The organism is Streptosporangium sp. NPDC004631, from assembly GCF_053601935.1.
In genome coordinates, this window is record NZ_JBSGCR010000021.1 from 43286 (window position 1) to 62215 (window position 18930).

Annotated in this window: 18 protein-coding genes and 1 riboswitch; of the genes, 6 read left to right on the plus strand and 12 right to left on the minus strand. The window is 71.3% G+C overall.

Translation table 11 applies throughout. The annotated features are described in order from the left end of the window. Positions 1-7: 7 nt before the first annotated feature. On the plus strand, positions 8-199 hold the full coding sequence (locus ACWEF2_RS20990) for a DUF5999 family protein (protein ID WP_355594441.1): 192 nt from the start codon (positions 8-10) through the stop codon (positions 197-199). 9 nt (positions 200-208) lie between these two features. Here ACWEF2_RS20990 and ACWEF2_RS20995 read toward each other — a convergent pair whose 3' ends face one another. Then, complete coding sequence (locus tag ACWEF2_RS20995; RefSeq protein WP_453817550.1) at positions 209-844, minus strand: alpha/beta hydrolase family protein; 636 nt, start codon at positions 842-844, stop codon at positions 209-211. A gap of 86 nt (positions 845-930) precedes the next feature. Between ACWEF2_RS20995 and ACWEF2_RS21000 the strand changes: the two genes are divergently transcribed. Beyond that, positions 931-1278, plus strand: coding sequence for a hypothetical protein (locus ACWEF2_RS21000; protein WP_453817552.1), 348 nt, complete (start codon positions 931-933; stop codon positions 1276-1278). Between the two features lie 23 nt (positions 1279-1301). Here ACWEF2_RS21000 and ACWEF2_RS21005 read toward each other — a convergent pair whose 3' ends face one another. The 9 genes from ACWEF2_RS21005 to ACWEF2_RS21045 all read right to left on the minus strand — a co-directional run bounded on the left by ACWEF2_RS21005 (position 1302) and on the right by ACWEF2_RS21045 (position 11851). Continuing rightward, the gene (locus tag ACWEF2_RS21005; RefSeq protein ID WP_453817554.1) at positions 1302-2084 is read right to left on the minus strand and encodes a hypothetical protein; all 783 of its coding nucleotides are present in this window, start codon (positions 2082-2084) and stop codon (positions 1302-1304) included. Positions 2085-2185: 101 nt separating this feature from the next. Then, positions 2186-5041 (minus strand): aminomethyl-transferring glycine dehydrogenase, encoded by a 2856-nt coding sequence (gene gcvP, locus ACWEF2_RS21010; protein ID WP_453817556.1) that lies wholly within the window; start codon positions 5039-5041, stop codon positions 2186-2188. Between the two features lie 156 nt (positions 5042-5197). Then, a riboswitch (glycine riboswitch) is annotated at positions 5198-5289 on the minus strand. Between the two features lie 15 nt (positions 5290-5304). Further along, entirely contained in the window at positions 5305-5925 is a 621-nt protein-coding gene (locus tag ACWEF2_RS21015) for a MerR family transcriptional regulator (protein WP_453817558.1), read from the minus strand. A 144-nt stretch (positions 5926-6069) separates the two neighbouring features. After that, a complete protein-coding gene (locus ACWEF2_RS21020) occupies positions 6070-6540 on the minus strand; it encodes a bifunctional nuclease family protein (RefSeq protein WP_355594453.1) in 471 nt (156 codons plus the stop codon). 79 nt (positions 6541-6619) lie between these two features. Beyond that, positions 6620-7300, minus strand: a complete 681-nt coding sequence (gene ftsR, locus ACWEF2_RS21025) for a transcriptional regulator FtsR (RefSeq protein ID WP_453817560.1) — start codon at positions 7298-7300, stop codon at positions 6620-6622. Next, positions 7297-7809 (minus strand): FHA domain-containing protein, encoded by a 513-nt coding sequence (locus ACWEF2_RS21030; RefSeq protein WP_355594457.1) that lies wholly within the window; start codon positions 7807-7809, stop codon positions 7297-7299. Before ACWEF2_RS21030 ends, ftsR begins: the two co-directional genes overlap by 4 nt. A 297-nt stretch (positions 7810-8106) precedes the next feature. Next, positions 8107-10608, minus strand: a complete 2502-nt coding sequence (locus ACWEF2_RS21035) for a sugar phosphate nucleotidyltransferase (protein WP_453817562.1) — start codon at positions 10606-10608, stop codon at positions 8107-8109. 3 nt (positions 10609-10611) lie between these two features. Further along, entirely contained in the window at positions 10612-11208 is a 597-nt protein-coding gene (locus tag ACWEF2_RS21040; protein ID WP_355594461.1) for a CDP-alcohol phosphatidyltransferase family protein, read from the minus strand. A gap of 223 nt (positions 11209-11431) precedes the next feature. After that, positions 11432-11851, minus strand: coding sequence for a hypothetical protein (locus ACWEF2_RS21045; protein WP_453817565.1), 420 nt, complete (start codon positions 11849-11851; stop codon positions 11432-11434). Between the two features lie 284 nt (positions 11852-12135). Here ACWEF2_RS21045 and ACWEF2_RS21050 point away from each other — a divergent pair, with 284 nt between their 5' ends. Further along, a complete protein-coding gene (locus tag ACWEF2_RS21050) occupies positions 12136-12744 on the plus strand; it encodes a class I SAM-dependent methyltransferase (RefSeq protein ID WP_355594465.1) in 609 nt (202 codons plus the stop codon). Here ACWEF2_RS21050 and ACWEF2_RS21055 read toward each other — a convergent pair. Then, a complete protein-coding gene (locus ACWEF2_RS21055) occupies positions 12702-13448 on the minus strand; it encodes a gamma-glutamyl-gamma-aminobutyrate hydrolase family protein (RefSeq protein ID WP_453817567.1) in 747 nt (248 codons plus the stop codon). The genes ACWEF2_RS21050 and ACWEF2_RS21055 overlap by 43 nt on opposite strands. A gap of 492 nt (positions 13449-13940) precedes the next feature. Between ACWEF2_RS21055 and ACWEF2_RS21060 the strand changes: the two genes are divergently transcribed. Beyond that, positions 13941-15053, plus strand: a complete 1113-nt coding sequence (locus tag ACWEF2_RS21060) for an FAD-binding oxidoreductase (RefSeq protein ID WP_453817569.1) — start codon at positions 13941-13943, stop codon at positions 15051-15053. 139 nt (positions 15054-15192) lie between these two features. Continuing rightward, positions 15193-15507, plus strand: a complete 315-nt coding sequence (locus ACWEF2_RS21065) for a molybdopterin synthase sulfur carrier subunit (RefSeq protein ID WP_453817571.1) — start codon at positions 15193-15195, stop codon at positions 15505-15507. A gap of 173 nt (positions 15508-15680) precedes the next feature. Here ACWEF2_RS21065 and ACWEF2_RS21070 read toward each other — a convergent pair whose 3' ends face one another. Further along, entirely contained in the window at positions 15681-16127 is a 447-nt protein-coding gene (locus ACWEF2_RS21070) for a protein-tyrosine phosphatase family protein (RefSeq protein ID WP_453817573.1), read from the minus strand. 360 nt (positions 16128-16487) lie between these two features. Between ACWEF2_RS21070 and ACWEF2_RS21075 the strand changes: the two genes are divergently transcribed. Further along, positions 16488-18899, plus strand: a complete 2412-nt coding sequence (locus ACWEF2_RS21075; protein ID WP_453817575.1) for a M4 family metallopeptidase — start codon at positions 16488-16490, stop codon at positions 18897-18899. Positions 18900-18930 lie beyond the last annotated feature (31 nt).

Genomic DNA, 18930 nt, shown 5'->3' on the forward strand with positions numbered 1-18930 from the left:
CACGCCGATGTGCCCGCATAAGCCGTCCTGTCCGTCCGCCGAGGCGCTGGACCGTGAAGCCGCCCGCACGACGGCATCCCACCCCGAGCAGGGCTGGAGCCTGCTCTGCAACGGCGTGGTGCTGTTCGAGGACACCGGTGAGCTTCTGCCCGACGGCGCCGTCATCGAGCCGCACCGGCCGCTGGCCGGCGTCGCCTGATCACCCCCGTCACCTCCCGGAGCCCGGCCGCGTCCTCGCGTCAAGCCAGCGCGCGACCGTCTCGCCCACCCTGGCCGGATCCCTGTTGAGGTCGTGACCCTCACCGGGCAGCACCACCAGGCACGAGGCGTCCGCCGCCGCCGGCACACCGAACCGGTCACGCTCCCCGCTCACCGCCAGCACGTCCACACCCGCCGCGCGCAGTTCCCCGACGCGGGATCGCTCCGGCCTGCCCGGCGGGTGGAGCGGGAAGGCGAGCGCGACGACCGCCTCGGCCCCCGTCGCCACGGCGGTACGGCAGGCGACGCGAGCCCCGTTGCTCCGGCCGCCCTGCACCAGCGGCAGCCCCGGGTAGCGGCTGCGGAGGCCGGCCGCCAGCGCCGTCCAGGACTCGTCCTGCTTGACCATCGAGCCCGGCGCCCTGGCGCCCCGCAGCCGGAAGGGCTGGAGCACCCGCGCGACCGTCCCGCCGATCCCCGTCACCGCGTCCCGTACGGCCAGCAGGTCCGCCGACTCCACTCCCCCGGCCGAGCCGTGGGTGAGCAGCAGCAGGAACCTCCGGTCCGGGGCCTCGTCGATCTCCGCCACGGCTGGACCGTGCGGGGTGGTGATCTCCACGGACGAGGCCGTACTTCGGGTGGACACGGGATCTAGTCCTATCGGCTGATGTCACGGACCGCGGATGGGCGGAGAATCGCACCGTGCAGGAGCATCAAGATATCCGACAGGACATGCGCGCCACCATCGAGGCCCGGCGTGACCTCGGCCCGGAGTACGAAACCGCGCTGATCGAGTCGTTCGTGGAGCGGCTCGACGCGACCATCGCCGCGCGGGTGCGAGCCGAGATACAGGGGGTGGGTGTCTACCCCCCGCATCCCGGCGCCCACCCCCAGCCGCCCCATCCCCCGCGCAAGGGCGCCAACTCCGCCATTCCGATCGCGCTGGGCTCGATGGGCATCGCCATCCCGCTGACCGCCATCGCGAGCCAGTCGGGCACGGCGGGGCTGTTGCTGGCCTGGGGCGGCATCGTGGCGATCAACTTCGCCCACGCGATCGGCCGCTGGCGCGCCCGCGACTGAGAGTCACCCCCGGCGGGTGCCGATCAGGCGCCGCGGTCGAGGCGGAGCCTGACCTCCTCGGCGAGGTCCTCGTCCGCGCTGTCCAGACCGTAGCGCCACACCTGCTCGGCGTCCTCGTCACGGCCTCTCAGCGGGAGTGTGCGGGCCAGCAGCTCGATGGCCAGCGCACCGGTCCCGGCGTCGCCGCCCTCCTCCACCGCCCGGGTGAGCTCCACGCACGCCAGCTCCAGGTGGGCGATGCCGAGCAGCACCCGGAGCCTCGCCACGTCGGCCACCTCGGGCACCGAGAGGGCGTCCAGGAGCGCGTCGGCGGCCTGCCCTGCCTCCCCCTCCTCCAGCAGAAGCTCGGCCAGCCACTGGGCCGCCCGGGAGGCGATCTCCGGGTCGCCGGTGGCCAGCGCGGCCCTCAGGGCCGCCTCAGCCTCCTGCCGCCCGCCGGCGAGCCTGGCCAGCCCCATGTGGGCCAGCGGGACGCAGGCGGGGTTCCCGGTGCCGAGCGCGGCCTGCCAGGCGGCGCGGGCCTGGTCGGTCAGGTCCTCCCGCTCGAAACTCCTGGCGAGCAGGCAGGCGGCCTGCGCGGCGAACTCGGGGTGGCCGGTGGCCAGCGCGGTGCGCGCGGCCGCCCGGGCGCCCGCCACGTCTCCGCGCTCCTCCAGCACCACCGCCAGTCCCACCGCCGCCTGGGCCCGGTCCGGCCCCTGGGGGTCGGCGGCCAGTTCCGCGAAGATCACCGCGGCGCCGTCCAGATCACCGCCCTCGGCCAGCTTCCGCGCGGTGTCCAAGGGACGCGTGTCCACCTCTGGCATGCGGGGTCCTTCCGGGGGTCTTCCTGAGTGAGGAAACGCCCCGAGCCTAACGACTCGGGGCGCGGTCCGTCTCCGGCATACGAGGGGATCTCGTGGCCGGATCAGTCCTCGTACGCCTCCAGCGGCGGGCAGGAGCAGACGAGGTTGCGGTCGCCGTACGCCTGGTCGATGCGGCGGACCGGCGACCAGTACTTGCCCTCGCGCACCGACGGCAGCGGATAGGCGGCCTCGGTGCGGGTGTAGGCGTGCTCCCAGCCGTCGGCGACCAGGCAGTCGGCGGTGTGCGGGGCGTTGCGCAGCGGGTTGTCCGTCTTGTCGTACGCCCCGGAGGCGACCTTGTCGATCTCTCCGCGGATGGCGATCATCGCCTGGCAGAACCGGTCGAGCTCGGCCAGGTCCTCGCTCTCGGTCGGCTCGATCATGAGCGTGCCGGCCACCGGGAAGGACATGGTCGGCGCGTGGAAGCCGTAGTCGACGAGGCGCTTGGCCACGTCGTCCACGGTCACGCCGGTCTCCTTGGTGATCTGGCGCAGGTCGACGATGCACTCGTGGGCGACCAGGCCGCCTCGTCCGGTGTACAGGACGGGGTAGTGCGGGGCGAGCCTGGCGGCCAGGTAGTTGGCCGACAGGATGGCCTGCTCGGTGGCCGCCTTGAGGCCGTCGGCGCCCATCATCCTGATGTAGGCCCACGAGATGGGCAGGATGCCCGCCGAGCCGTACGGCGCGGCCGAGACCGGGCCGACCGCCGAGTCGCCGCGGAGCGGGTGGCCCGGCAGGTAGTCGGCGAGGTGGGCGCGGACCGCGACCGGGCCGACGCCGGGGCCGCCGCCGCCGTGCGGGATGCAGAAGGTCTTGTGCAGGTTCAGGTGGGACACGTCGGCCCCGAACTCACCCGGCTTGGCCAGGCCGACCAGGGCGTTGAGGTTGGCGCCGTCCACGTAGACCTGGCCGCCGGCCTCGTGCACCCGCTCGCAGATCTGGGTGATGGTCTCCTCGTAGACGCCGTGCGTCGACGGGTAGGTGACCATGATCGCGGCGAGCCGGTCGCGGTGCTTGTCGATCTTGGCGTTGAGGTCGTCGAGGTCCACGTTGCCGTTGTCGTCGCAGGCCACCACCGCGACGCGCATGCCCGCCATGACCGCGCTGGCGGCGTTGGTGCCGTGCGCCGAGGACGGGATCAGGCAGAGGTCGCGGCCGGACTCGCCGCGCGCCCGGTGGTAGGCGCGGATCGCCAGGAGGCCGGCGAACTCGCCCTGGGAACCGGCGTTGGGCTGGATGGACACGGCGTCGTAACCGGTGACCTCGGCCAGCCAGCTCTCCAGCTCCCTGATCAGCTCCAGATAGCCGACGGCCTGGTCCTCGGGGGCGTAGGGGTGCAGCCCCGCGAACTCCGGCCAGGTGATCGGCTCCATCTCGGTGGTCGCGTTGAGCTTCATGGTGCAGGAGCCCAGCGGGATCATGGACCGGTCGAGCGCGATGTCCTTGTCCTGGAGCCTGCGCAGGTAGCGCAGCATGGCGGTCTCGGACCGGTGGCTGTGGAACACCGGGTGGGTGAGATAGTCGCCGGTCCGGACCAGGTCGCCGGGGAGCGCGTCGTGCGCGGCGGCGTCCAGGTCGGTCAGCACGGTGCCTCCGACGTCGAAGGCGGCCAGGACCTGTTCCAGGTGGATGAACTCGGTCCGCTCGTCACAGGTGACGCCCACGTGGTCGGCGTCCACCAGGCGCAGGTTGACCCCGTTGTCGCGGGCCGTGGCGACGATCCGGGCCGCGCGGCCGGGCACTCGGGCGAGCACGGTGTCGAAGAACTCGTCGTGCACGACCTCGACACCGCCCTGGCGCAGGCCCCCGGCGAGCACGACGGCGTGCCGGTGGACCCGCCGGGCGATCCGGCGCAGGCCCTCGGGGCCGTGGTAGACGGCGTACATGCCCGCGATCACCGCGAGCAGCACCTGCGCGGTGCAGATGTTGCTGGTCGCCTTCTCCCTGCGGATGTGCTGCTCGCGGGTCTGCAGCGCGAGCCGGTAGGCGGGGCGCCCGTCGGCGTCCTGGGAGACGCCCACCAGGCGGCCGGGCATCTGCCGCTGGAGGCCGTCGCGGACCGCCATGTAGGCGGCGTGCGGACCGCCGAAGCCCATCGGGACGCCGAAGCGCTGTGAGGAGCCGATCGCGATGTCGGCGCCCAGCTCGCCGGGGGCGGCCAGCAGGGTGAGGGCCAGCAGGTCGGCGGCGGCGACCACCTGGGCTCCGCGGGCGTGGGCGGCGTCGGCCACGGCGCGGAAGTCCCTGATCCGGCCGCCCGCGCCCGGATACTGCACGAGCACGCCGAAGCACTCGGGGAGCCCGGCGCCGAAGTCGCTCTCCACCAGCTCGATGCCGAGCGGCTCGGACCTGGTGCGCAGCACCGCCTTGGTCTGCGGCAGCGTGTCGGCGTCCACCACGAACACGTTCGAGGCCGAACGGCCGGCCCGGCGGGCCAGGGTCATCGCCTCGGCGGCCGCGGTGGCCTCGTCCAGCAGGGAGGCGCCGGCGACGTCGAGGGCGGTCAGGTCGGAGACGACCGTCTGGAAGTTGATCAGGGCTTCCAGGCGGCCCTGGGAGATCTCCGGCTGGTAGGGCGTGTACGCGGTGTACCAGCCCGGGTTCTCCAGGAGGTTGCGGCGGATGACGGCCGGGGTGATCGTGTCGTGGTAGCCAAGGCCGATCATCGAGGTGAGCAGGGTGTTACGCCCCGCCAGGGCACGCAGCTCGGCGATGGCCTCGGTCTCACAGGCCGCCGGGGGCAGCTTCAGCCGCTCCTCGGCCCGGATCACCTCCGGCACGGTCGCCGCGACGAGGTCGGCGGTGGAGGCGAATCCCACCGCCTCCAGCATGCGGGTCCGGTCGGCGTCCGCGGGCCCGATGTGCCGGGTGGCGAACGGCGGGGAGATGAGTTCTCCGAGCGGTGAAAGGTCGGTCATGAAAAGCCTCCCGAGGCGGTGGAGACCGGCGCTGGGCGCGGGCGTATGCCGGATCTCCCCCTCTGTCACCTCGACCTGAGAGCTTCGCCTCCCGGAAGGGGGGCTTTCACCGTCGGTGAGACGCGCCTGGCGGGCGCACCTGCTTTCCAGAGTCGCCTCGTCCATGCGGTACCGGGTGCCTGAGAGATTCCGGGGAGGTTGCTCCTTCGGCGCCCCGATCAAGTCGGGGTCTCTCCCGCACAGGGTCAGCAGCGGGACTAACTTTACCCCGTGCGGCGAGCTCGCCGACGACGGGCCAGCTCATCCGCGTGGTGCTCGCCTAAAGGGCCCTGGCCTGACTCCGCCCGCTCGCCGGGAAGGTCCGCGAGGGAGCCCTCCACCTCCTGCCAGACCCGGCCGAGCGCGATGCCGAACACTCCCTGACCGCCCTGGAGCAGGTCGATGACCTCGTCGGGCGACGTGCACTCGTAGACGCTCACCCCGTCGCTCATCAGGGTGATCTGGGCGAGGTCGTTGACGCCGCGGTCACGCAGGTGCTGCACGGCGATGCGGATCTGCTGCAGGGACACGCCGGTGTCGAGCAGCCGCTTGACGACCTTGAGCACCAGGATGTCGCGGAAGCCGTACAGCCGCTGGGAACCCGAGCCGTGCGCGGCCCGCACCGTGGGCTCGACCAGGCCGGTGCGCGCCCAGTAGTCCAGTTGCCGATAGGTGATGTCGGCCGCGGCGCAGGCGGTGGGGCCGCGGTATCCGATGTCGGCGGGCGGTTTCACCGGCTGCCCGTCGAACAGCAGACCCTCTTCACCCGCGCGCTGGCGTGCCGACTGGCGCCGTTCCGGGTCATCCTGGTCGGCGTTTCTACCCTCGCCGCTGCTGACCGCCACGCGGACCTCCGGCTTTCTCTCATCCCACGGCCTGATCTGGGGGTTTGTGCACGACCGCGGGTTTCACTTGCACCGTAGGACTGGGGCCAAGATCAGTCAACGACCCTACCCGGCGCGTCGTGAAGCGTAAATGCACCGAAATACCTACCCCGCGCGGCCGAAGTCCTCGGGCGTGATCGTGTCAAGGAACTCCCTGAACTTCTCCACCTCGTCCTCCTGGTCGTCGGGAAGGATCACCCCCGCCTCCCTGACCACGTCCTCGCTGGCGAAGATGCGGGCGCCTGTGCGGAGTGCCAGGGCTATGGAGTCGGACGGACGGGCGCTCACCTCGACCCCGTTGGAGAACACGAGGTCGGCGAAGAAGATCCCGTCCCGGAGCGCGACGATGTTCACCGTGCTCAGCCGTACACCGAGCGCGTCGAGCACGTCACGGAACAGGTCATGGGTGAGCGGCCGGGGCGGCGGCTCGTCTGCCTGGGCCATGGCGATCGCCGTCGCCTCCGCCATGCCGATCCAGATCGGCAGGTAGCGCTCCCCATGTGCTTCCTTCAGCAGGACAATAGGCTGGTTAGAGGGCATTTCAACCCGAACGCCCACGACCTCCATCTGCAACACGGGCTGCTCCGTCTTCGCTGGATTACGACCGGTTCGTTCAACGTAACACTCGTAGGGGTACGAGTGGCTGGTCAGGTTCTCACCGGCCCAGAACCCCACGCACGCCGGAACGCAGCAGGGAGGCGTGTAATTCCAGCAGGAGGCCGGAAATCTCCCTGGCCGTCTCATCGGCCCGATCGATGGCGCCGGGTCCCCTGCGGCGCAGCAGCGGCGCGACCGCCTGTTCCACGAGCCCGGCCTCGCGCTCGGCCGCGGCCTTGACCGCCCGCAGATGACGCGCGCGCAGCCCGAAGGCGGCCAGGGCCCCGACACTGCGGGCCACGGCCAGGGCCTCGGCGTCGTAGTAGCGGGCCACGGCCGCCAGCAGGCCGAAGTCCTCAAGCTCGGCGAGGGTCTCCTCGTCGAGCTCGGCGGCGGCCAGCAGCTCCTCGCGGGTGAGGCGGACCTCGGTGGTCACGTCGCCGGGTACGGCACGCGGGCGGGCGACCGGGCGCTCGTCACGGTCGGCGGCCTCAAGCCGGTCCTTGATCACGCGGAGTGGCAGGTAGCGGTCACGCTGCTCACCGAGGATGTAGCGGAGCCGCTCGACGTCGGCGTAGCTGAACTTCCGGTAGCCGGAGGGACTGCGCTCCGGCTCGATCAACCCCTCGCCCTCCAGGAAGCGGATCTTGGAGATGCTCACGTCGGGGAACTCACCCTGCAGGAGGGCCAACACTTCCCCGATGCTCATGTGCGAACGAGCCGCCTGGGAGCTCATCATCCTCCAGCGGCGCCACGGGTGAGGAAGACCAGCCGGAACTTGCCGATCTGCACCTCGTCGCCGCCGTACAGGGGAACCTCCTCGATCCGCTCGCGGTTGACGTAGGTGCCGTTCAGGCTGCCGACGTCACGGACGGTGAACACGCCGCCACCGCGCCGGTAGAACTCCACGTGCCGGCGCGAGACGGTGATGTCGTCGAGGAAGATGTCACTCTCGGGGTGACGACCCACCGTGGTGAGGTCGCTGTCGAGCAGGAAGCGGCTGCCCGCGTTGGGACCGCGCATGGCGACCAGCAGGGCGGTGCCCGGCGGCAACTGCTCGACCGCCTGCCTCTCGGCGAGAAGCGTCTCCCCGGTCTCCGCCTCGTAGGCCTCGATCCCGGAGAGGGAGATCGTGGAAGTGCTGTCTCCGGGGGTCTCGGTCCTGGTCAGCGGCGACCCGCACCGTGAACAGAAACGGGCATCCTCAGGATTGGCATGACCGCACTGCGTGCAGTAGACGCTGGGCATCGATCGGCTCGGCCTCCTACCGCGAAGACGCGGCAACGGTACTCAGTGATGCGCGCCTCGCTATCATCGCTTCTCACGTATTTGCTCAGACTGCGAATGCCGCAACATACACCGATGAGACGCAAAGATCAAGGTAGACGCTCGACCGCAGGTTCGGTCGGTGACAAAGTTACCGCCGGTCGGCGTCCCGGGTCCATGCCGCCGCGCTGGGTTTTCGCACTCGGCCCGGTGGAGAAGGGCCGGATCCGCCCGCCGGGACGCCCGCGGGCCCCGGATCCACCCCGCCGGGACGGCCCGTCAGGTGGCCGCGGCCTCCTCCACGATCCGGGCCCAGTGCTCCAGCAGGCTCTGCGCGGAGTCCGCGTCGCCCCCCTCGGCCCACAGGTGGGTGACCGCCTCGGCCGGGTCGGGCAGCACCAGCGCCCAGCTCCCGTCCTCGGCGACGACCCGCACCCCGTCGGTGGTGTCTATCCGGTAGCGCTCGGCGGCCTCGACGACCGAGCGCATCACCGCCCCCTTGGCTGCCCAGGGGGTCGGGACGGTACGGCGCAGCAGCCTGGCCTCCGGGATCCTGGCGTCGATCTGGCTGAGCGAGAGCCGGGTCCTGGCGACCAGGCCGAGCAGGCGCAGGAAAACCGCCATGCCGTCCACCCTGGGACCGAACTCCGGCACGACGAAGCCGCCGCGGCCGTCGGCGGCGAAGATCATGCCCTGCTCCCCGGCGGCGGCGGTCAGCGCGTCGGTCGCGGTGGAGGTCCACTCGACCCGCACCCCGTGGAACCGGGAGACCTGTTCGGCCACCCGGGTGGTGGTGACCGGCAGCGCCACCCGGCCACCGCGCCGCTCGGCCGCGACCAGGTCCAGCACGACCAGCAGGGCACGCTCCTCGCTGATCAGGTGACCCGTCTCGTCCACGAGGGCGACCCGCTCCCCCACCGGGTCGAACCGCACCCCGAAGGCCGCCCTGGAGGAGCCGACCAGCTCCGACAGCCGTTGCAGGGCACGGCGGCGCTCGGCGAGGGTCTCGGCGGGCGACGCCTCGTCCAGCCGGTTGTTGACGGTGAGCACCTCCACGCCGACCCGGCCGAGAAGGCTGGGCAGCACCAGCGAGGAGGTGCCGCCCGCGCAGTCCACCACGACCTTCATCCCGGCGTCGCGGACCCCGTCGACGTCCACGCGGCGCAGCAGCTCGTGGGTGTAGTCCTCGATCGCCCTGGCGGGGAAGCCGAGCTCGGCGATCTCCCCGGGAAACGCGCGGCGGTACTCCTGGCGGGAGAAGACCCGGTCCAGCCGGCGCTGGGCCGCCGGGGACAGGTCGGCGCCGTACTCGTCCATGAAGACGATGTCCACGCTCTGCGGGTCGCCGGGGGTGGTGCGCAGCGCGATGCCGCCCACCGCGTTCTCCCTCGCGGTGTGGAAACGGGCGACCGGCAGCGGGGCCGCCTCCAAGTCGAGCACGTTGATCGCGCTGGCGTTCAGGGCGCTGATCACCGCCCGCTTCAGCGCCCTGGCGGCCCTGGAGGAGTCCCGGGAGGTGATGACCGAGGCGCCCTTGCGCAGTGTGGTGGCGTAGGCGCCGGCGAGCCGTACGCACAGCTCGGGAGTGATCTCCACGTTGACCAGGCCGGACACCCCGCGCGGGCCGAACAGGCTGCGCTGGCCGCGCGGCTCCCAGATGAGGCTGGTGTTGATCACCGCCCCCGCCTCGATGGTCTTGAACGGATAGACCTTGACGCCCGAGGAGACGTACGCCTCGGCCTCGATGACGCACTCGTCGCCGATGACGGCGCCCTCCTCGATCCTGACCCCGGTCATCAGGTCGGTGTTCTTGCCGACGACGCAGCCGCGCAGGTGGGCGCCCGGCCCCACGTAGACGTTGTCGTGGATGACCGCGCGATGCAGGAACGCGCCCCCGCGGACCACCGCGTTACTGCCGAGCACCGTGTACTCGCGCAGCTCGGCCCCCGCCTCGACCTTGGCGTAGTCGCCGATGTAGAGCGGCCCCTTGAGCACGGCGTCGGCGTCCACCGAGGCCCCCTCGGCCACCCAGACGCCCGGTGAGACCTCAAAAGCGTCGATCTCCACCTTGACCCGGCCGGACAGCACGTCGGCCTGGGCCTTGAGATAGCTCTCGTGGGTGCCGACGTCCTCCCAGTATCCGTCGGCGACGTAGCCGTACAGCGGGGCGCCGCGCGTCAGCAGGCGGGGGAAGACGTCCGCCGACCAGTCGACCGGCGGGCCCGCGGCGATCTCGTCGAGAACCTCCGGCTCCATCACGTATATGCCGGTGTTGACGGTGTCGGAGAAGACCTGGCCCCAGGTCGGCTTCTCCAGGAAGCGCTCCACCCGGCCGCGGTCGTCCACGATGACGATGCCGAACTCCAGCGGGTTGGGCACGCGTTTGAGCCCGATGGTGACCAGGGCGCCGTTCTCGCGGTGGAACCGGACCATGTCGGTCAGGTCGATGTCGGTGAGCGCGTCACCGGAGATGACCAGGAAGCGGTCGTCACGCAGCCTGTCGGCGGCGTTCCCGACGCTGCCCGCGGTGCCGAGCGGAGTCTCCTCGGTGGCGTAGTACAGGCTCATGCCGAGCTCGTCGCCGTCGCCGAAGTAGTTGCGGACGAGGGGCGCCAGGAACTGCACGGTCACCACGGTCTCGGTGAACCCGTGCCGTCTCAGCAGGCGCAGCGCATGCTCCATGATCGGCCGATTGACCACAGGTAGCAGCGGTTTGGGCTGGTTCGCGGTCATGGGCCGGAGCCGTGTTCCCTCCCCGCCCGCCATCACGACGGCCTTCACACATCACCTCTTAATGCGTCTGGCTCCTCGGACGAGCTGACGCACCTGTACCCAATACAGCACCCCCGACCACCAGTACAGGCCGGTGCCCCAGATGGCCAGCGACCATCCCACGATCCGGGCCGGGTCGGCGTACCAGGCGTCGTGGTGGGCGAGGAAGAGCAGCGGGAAGGCGTAGAGCAGGTTGGCGGTGGCGGCCTTGCCGAGGAAGTGGACCGGCAGCGCCGGGCCGTACCCGAGACGGCGCAGCACGAGCGGGATGCCCAGCAGCATGACGTCCCGCAGCGGGATCGCCAGCGCCAGCCACCAGGGGATGATCTCGCGCATGGCCAGCCCGAACAGGGTCGCCAGGATGTAGAGGCGGTCGGCCAGCGGGTCGAGCAGGCGGCCGAGCCTGCTGGTCTGGTTCCACGCGCGGGCGATCTTGCCGTCGAGCCAGTCGGAGAAGCCCGCCAGCATCAGCAGGGCGACCGCCCAGCCGTCGGCCTTGGGGCCCAGCACCAGCCAGAGGAAGACCGGCACGCCGAGCAGCCTGGCCAGGCTCAGCGCGTTGGGAACCGTCCAGACGCGGTCTTCCGCCGCCGATGCTTCCGGCTCCACCCGTATGTCTCCCTCCCTGGACCTGATGCCGACCCTACTGCGTCGGATCGCGGTGGCCGCCAGGTGGCCGGGAAGGACCCGGCGGAGGCCGGGGGTCCGAGGAGCGCGGGCCCGGGCGGGGGCCGGAGTGCCGCGCCCGGGGCACGGGAGCGGGGCACGGAGCGGGGGAGGCGCCCCGCCCGGGAACGAGGGCGGGGGCGGGGCGTGCCGGAGGCGGGGCGGGTCAGGAGCGGCGGACCGCGGCGCGCGGCGACCAGACCCAGACCAGCACCGCCACGGTGAGACCGAACAGGGTGAGACCGCTGGGCACGTGGGCGCCGAGCAGGTCCCAGCTGAAGTGCTGGCCCATGCCCACCAGGAACAGGCCGAGGCTGGCCAGGGCGGGCCAGCCGGCGCCCCGGCCCGGCCGCCAGACCAGCACGGCCGCGACGACCTGGAGCAGTGCGATCAGGTGCACCACCATCCCGGCCATGACGTGGGTCTCGGCCGGATCCGCCCCGCCCCGCACGGCCTGGCCCGCGAAGGAGGCCGCGACGACCAGGGCGACCGCCTGGGCGGTGACCAGGACGCGCAGGCCGTACAGCAGGCCCGCGGAGACAGGGGGGCCCTGGGACGCGGGCACCTGGGAGATGACCTCCTGCATGAGATGTGTCCTTCCTGTGGTGATCGATGAACACATCGTGGCCACGGGTGACCCGCCGGGTCGTCAGCCTGGGGGCTGACCGCCCGATCCGCCTCGTGGTGGATTCACCGCCGCCGCACCGCCCGCCGGGCCGCGGAGGTTCACGGTCGAATCATGGGAAAAAATGACCGGACCGCGGGGAGGGCTCCTCCTCCTGAGGTAGGGGGCGGATCCTCCTCCGAACGGCCGCGAAATCGGCCGAATGGCTGGGTCACACGCTCGATTCAGCATCTACCCTTCACACCATGACCAATGACACCACGCTCTTTCTGGGGCAGTGGCTACGTTCCCCGGGGACCGTCGGGGCGGTGGCGCCGAGCTCGCAGCGGCTCGCCGAGACGGTGACCACCCCGGTCCCCCATCGGGGCGACCCCGTGGTCGTCGAGCTCGGTCCGGGAACGGGGGCGTTCACCGGGGAGATCCAGCGGCGGCTGGCCGGCCGGGGGCACCATCTGGCGGTTGAGATCAATCCGAGGCTGGCCGCCTTTCTGGCGGCCCGGCATCCGGGGGTGGACGTCGTGGTCGGCGACGCCGCGCGGCTGCCCCAGCTGCTGCGGGAGCGCGGTCTCGACCGGGCGGACGCGATCGTGAGCGGGCTGCCCTGGGCGGCGTTCTCCGAGGAGACGCAGGCCGGCCTGCTGAACGCGGTCACCGCGATCATGGGGCCGAACGCGGCCTTCACCACCTTCGCCTACAGCTTCGCCAAGCGCATGCGGCCCGCGCGGCGCTTCCGGCGGCGTCTGCACGACACCTTCGAGGAGGTCGTCGCGGGCAGGACCGTGTGGGGCAACCTTCCCCCCGCCTTCGTCTATCACGCGCGCAGGCCGCGGACCTCCCCCGCCGAGCCCGCCTGAGGACCGGGGCGGGCGGTGCGCCCGGCCGCCTCGACCAGCGCCTCGACGAGCCGGTTGTCCTCGGTGCGCTCCGGGTGCCACTGGACGCCGACCGCGAACGGGTGTCCCTGAAGTTCGACGGCCTCGACGATCTGGTCGTCGGCCCACGCCACCGCGAGGAGGTCCGCGCCGAGCCGTTTCACCGCCTGGTGGTGGGACGCGACCACCTCGGCGTGGTCGCCCATCGCCTTGCCCACCTTGCTCGACACGCTGATCTGGACGAGGTGCGTACGGCCGGCCTCGGCGTGGCGGTCGTGCCCGACCTCGTCGGGCAGCCACGGGATCAGGGAGCCGCCCTGGGCGACGTTCAGGACGTGCATGCCCCGGGCGACGGCGAGCAGCGGCAGACCGGCCCGGACGGCGGCACGGGCCAGGGCCAGCTCGAAACGGTCGCGATGGGGCTGCGGCTCCTCGACCCGCTCCTCGTGGGCCGCGCCGTACAGGGTGGAGTCCAGTTCGCCGCCCCCGGCGAGGATCAGGCCGGACAGGGTCCGTACGTAGTCGTCGATGCCTCCCAGGTTCAGCGGGGGCAGCAGCACCGGGGCCCCGCCCGCCCTCTCGACCACGCGGGCGTAGGAGGGTGGCGACAGGGCGGCCTCGCGGACTCCGTCGCCCCAGCGGGCGGCCTCAAGGTAGGCGGTTATACCAATCAAGGGTCGGGACATGCGTTCTCCAGAGGGCCATGCGGAACGCGGTGCCTCCTGTTCCGGGCGGCACCCATCCCATCTCCAGCAGCCCCCCCATCATGGCGTACACCATTTCGGTTATGTCACGTATTTCGGATATCAGTGTCATCTCACCTGGAGCCGGCCCGGCGTCCGGGAGCGGGCTGACCGGCCTCCGGACACCTCCGCGGAGCGGCACGACAGAGATCCACAGAGCGTATAAACCATGGGTCGCGAGTAAATATCACCTTTACTCGCCCAGCTCTACCGCCACACAATGGCATGGTCACCCAAAATCACACATCAATTACAGATAGTTTGAACCCCCATCATATTGCCGAGAAACCATTGTGACCCCCACAAGGTGATGGAAGACTCAAATTTGAGCGTTCTGGTGTGCCGGGGCCGCCGGACGCTCTTCACCCGGAGCCGTCAGGAGGTTGATCTGTGCGACCGGATTTCGGTCCGGTCGATTAGGGTGGGTTCTATTCCATGTCTTTGAATCCGCGTCTCGTCAAGGAAAGCTTCGCCGTCGTCGAACCCGTCGCGGAAAAGGCCGCGGCGTACTTCTACGGCCGCCTGTTCGCCGAGAGCCCGCATCTGCGGGGGATGTTCCCGCCGGCGATGGACATCCAGCGCGACCGCCTGTTCAGCGCACTGACCAGGATCGTCTGGAGTCTCGACAGCCCGGACAGCCTGTCCCCCTTCCTCAACCGGCTCGGCAGGGACCATCGCAAGTACGGGGTCGTCGCCCAGCACTACACCGCCGTCGGCAACGCGCTGCTGGCCACGGTCCGGCGCTTCGCCGCCGAGATCTGGAACCCCGAGATCGAGGCCGCGTGGGTGGCCGCGTACAGCGCCGCGGCCACCATCATGATCGACTCGGCGGAGTCGGAAGCGGACTCCCCCGCCTGGTGGCCGGCCGAGGTGATCGACCACGAACTCCGTACCCCGGACATCGCCGTGATCACCCTGCGGACCGGCGAGCGCCTGCCGTACCTGCCCGGCCAGTACGTCAACGTGCAGACCCCGCGCTGGCCCCGGGTCTGGCGCGCGTTCTCCATCGCGAACGCGCCCAGGGAGGACAACACCATCCGCCTGCACGTCAGGGCGGTTCCGGGCGGCTGGGTCTCCACCGCCCTGGTCGGGCACACCCGGGTCGGCGACACCCTGACGCTCGGCTCCCCGCTCGGCGCGATGACCCCCTCGGGCTCCGGGCGCGACATCCTGTGCGTGGCGGGGGGCACCGGACTGGCCCCGCTCAAGGCCATCCTGGAGCACGTGATCGAGTCGGGCCGGCGGCCCAGAGTTCACCTGCTGCACGGCGCGCGCACCGCGCGCGAACTCTACGACCTGCCCGACCTGACCAGGATGGAGTCGGACTTCCCCTGGCTGAGGGTGGTGCCCGTGGTCTCGCGCGACCCCCGCTACGACGGCGTGCGAGGGCAGGTGCCCGAGGTGATGGAACGGTTCCACCACTGGAACGGCCACGAGGTCTATGTCTGCGGTCCCGCCGCCATGGTCGACGAGACGGTCCGCAGGCTCCAGCGGAACGGGGTGCCGTCCGCCGACATCCGGCGGGACCTCGTCCACGGCGAACGCTGAGGACCGTTCCGGATCCGGCACCGGGCCGGCACCGGCCGGTTGACCGACCGTCCCGGGCCCCGCAGCGTGATTCGCCGGGCCCGGGACGGGACAGGTGGCGACATGGCAGCATGAGACCGCATCCGGAGGGAGATGGTCGATGGCCAGGCCCGTCACGCTCGTGAGGTTCGTGCTCCCCTCCGCCCTGGGCCCCTGGGCGGGCGACATGGTGGAGGTCCGCCTCTTCGCGGTCGCCGACCGCGACGGCGGCCACCCCACGCTGGGCGCCGCCCTCGACAGGCTCCGCCGTACACATCCGTCGCTGGAGCGGCGGATCCGCGACGACCACGGAGACGTCCGCCGCCACATCAGCGTGTTCGTCTGCGGGGAGAACGCCCGGGAACTCGGCGGCCTCGACTGTGCCCTGCCTCCGGCCGCCGAGATCTACGTGCTGCCCGCCCTCAGCCGGATCTAGGGCGCCGGTCGTGTGACACACCCCGCGTAAGGCGTTGGGGGTGATCGCGCATCGGCCGCCGGCAAGACCGCCGGGCCCGCCACCGCGGCACCCGCGGGAACCTGTTCGACCCGCTCCGCACCGCCGTGGTCCACAACCTCCGCGCCGTCGCCCGGCAGCCGGCCGCCTGACGGCTAAACGACCGGTGCTCCAGGGTCGAAGCGACTGACGAAGCGACGCTGCCAGGGGGTCTCCACCGCGTGCCGGGCGTAATGCTCCCGGACGTAGGCGACCGCCTCCCCCGCGGGCACCCTGTCGAGCACCGCCATACAGGCCAGCGCCGTTCCCGTCCGCCCTCGCCCCCCGGAGCAGGCGATCTCCACCCGCTCGCCCTCGGCGCGCTCCCACGCCTCCCGCAACGCCTCCGCCGCCGCGCCCGGGTTCGACGGCAGCCAGAAGTCCGGCCAGCGCACCCACCGGCTCTCCCACTCGGCATCCGGCGGCCGGTGTCCCAATAGATAAAGCCCAAAGGCCGGCTTGGGCCCGGGAGGAAGCGGCCGGCGCAATCCTCGCCCCCGTATCAATCGCCCCGACGGGAACCGCAGAACACCCGAACTCTCCGAATCCCAGGTGATGCCCATCGCGCCAGCCTAGCAACGCCATAGGACACCCGGACGGAACGTTCCCTCCGGGTTGGTGCCGGCGCGGTGACCGCGGGCCGCCTTCACCGCGCCGAACTGGCGCGGCGCAGCAGGTAACAAATTCACTCATAAACCGTGAATTTCACACTATTGACTGAAATGTTGACACAACTCTGCGAAGAGAGTCGAATGCGGATCAGCCCCATCAGAACCAGCGGGCCCCTCCGCCCCACCGTGCATGGTCACAAGCACATGGCACCCGTGGACGCGCCGACGGGCTCGTATCCCGCTCATCCGACGGGTCGTGATCCCCCCACCGGCATCGGACCGTGGCCCGTCGCTCATCAGAAGGAGCACCGCGTGAGAAGCTCTCTCGCGTTTGCGCTAGTGGCCACCTCGACAAGCGTGGTCGTGGCACTGTCCACCGCATCGGCCGGAGCCTCGGGACTGACCGCTCTCGCCCCGCCCACCGCTCCTCCCGTCGCCGCCGCCCAGTCGGCCGACCGCCTGGTCGAGGCCCGGCCGGCCGCATTGCGGGCATCCGCCAAGGACCGCTTCCTCCGCCGTGACGCCGTCGCGGGCAGGGGAGGGCTCAACTACGTCTCCTACACCCGCACCTACTCCGGCCTTCCGGTCCACGGCGGTGACCTCGTCGTCGTCACCAACGCGAGCGGCGGCGTGCTGAGCACGTCGATCGCCCAGACCCAGAGGCTGAACGTCGGAACCACCCCGAAGGTGCGGGCGCAGCGGGCCGCGGAGATCGCCAAGGCCGAGATCGACAAGGCCGCCCAGGTCTCCACGCCGAAGCTGTCGGTGATGGCTCAGGGCTCGGGCCGGCTCGCCTACGAGGTCGTCGTCGGCGGCACCGACAGGGGCCGCGAGAGCAGACTGCACGTCTTCGTCGACGCCCTGACCGGCAAGGTCGTGGAGAAGTCCGACGAGGTCATGGACGGCCAGGGGACGAGCTACTACAACGGCCCGGTCACCATCGGCACGAGCGGCTCCGGCGGCTCGTACTCGATGACCGATCCGGTACGCAACGGCCTCGGCTGCGGCGAACAGGACGGCTACGCCTACACCGGCGTCACCGACGTCTGGGGCAACGGTTCCGGGACCGACCTGGAGACCGCCTGCGTGGACGCGCTCTATGCGGCCCAGCAGGAGTGGGACATGCTGCGCGACTGGCTCGGCCGCAACGGCATCGACGGCAACGGCGGCGGCTTCCCGGCCCGGGTGGGCCTGCCCGACGTCAACGCCTACTGGAACGGCAGCTACACCAACTTCGGTCACTCCCAGGACGGCAGCCGCCAGGCCACGCCGATCGACGTGGTCGCCCACGAGTACGGCCACGCCGTCTTCCAGACCACGCCCGGCGGCTCGAACGGCGGCAACGAGAAGGGCGGCCTCAACGAGTCCACCGGTGACATCTTCGGCGCGCTGACCGAGTACTACGCCAACGAGCCCGCGCAGTACGACCCGCCGGACTTCAGCGTCGGCGAGGGGGTCGACCTGGTCGGCAGGGGGCCGATCCGCTACATGCACAAGCCGTCGCAGATCGCCGGTCACCCCGACTGCTACTCCGCCTCGGTGCCGAACCTGGAGGTGCACGCCGGAGCCGGTGTCCAGAACCACTGGTTCTACCTGCTCTCCCAGGGCACGAACCCGACCGACGGCCAGCCGGTCAGCCCGACCTGCGACAACTCCACCGTCACCGGGCTCGGCATCCAGAAGGCCGGACAGATCTTCATGGGGGCGCTGCAGCGCAAGACCACGACCTGGACCCACCAGCTCGTCCGCAAGGCCTCGCTGGAGGCCGCGATCCAGCTCTTCCCCGGATCCTGCAACGAGTTCAACGTGACCAGGGCGGCCTGGACCGCCGTCAACGTCCCGGCCGCGGCGGGCGAGCCCACCGGCTGCGCGGCGGCCGGCGACTTCTCGCTGACGCTCAGCCCGGCCTCGGCGACCGTGCAGCCCGGCGGGCAGGTGGCCACGACGGTCAGCACCCAGACCACCTCGGGGGGCGCGCAGAGCGTGGCGTTCTCGGTGTCCGGCCTGCCCGCCGGCGCGACCGCCTCCTTCGACCCGGCGTCGATGTCCTCGGGCGGCTCCTCCACCCTGACGATCTCGGTTCCGGCGGATACCGCGCCCGGCTCCTACAACGTGATCGTCACCGGTAACGGAACCGGCGTCGACAGGACGGCGACCTTCGGGCTCACCGTCGGCTCCGCGACCGGCGCCGTCTTCGGCGACACCTTCGAGACCGACCTCGGCTGGACGGCGAACCCCTCCGGCACCGACACCGCCGTCAGCGGAGCGTGGGAGCGCGGCGACCCCGAGGCGACCGCCTCGGGTGCCACGGCCCTCCAGCTCGGCACGACCGTCAGCGGAACCAGCGGGCTGGTCACCGGCCGCCTGGCCGGCGTCTCCCCCGGTGACCACGATGTCGACGGCGGGGTGACGAGCATCCGCTCACCCGAGATCGTACTTCCCGGCGGCACACCGACCCTGTCGTTCTCCTGGTATCTCGCGCACCTCAACAACTCCGGCGGCGGCGACTACCTCCGGGTCCGCGTGGTGTCCGGCTCGGCGAACGCCGTGGTGTTCCAGCAGCTCGGCGCCGCCTCCAACCGGGCCGGTGCCTGGCAGACCGCGACGGCCGACCTCTCCGGCTTCGCCGGGCAGCCCGTCCGCATCCTGATCGAGGCGGCCGACACCTCCACCCCGAGCCTCCTGGAGGCCGGGGTCGACGACGTGAAGATCACCAATTCCTGACCTCCCCCGCGGCCCCGGTTCCCTCCCCCGG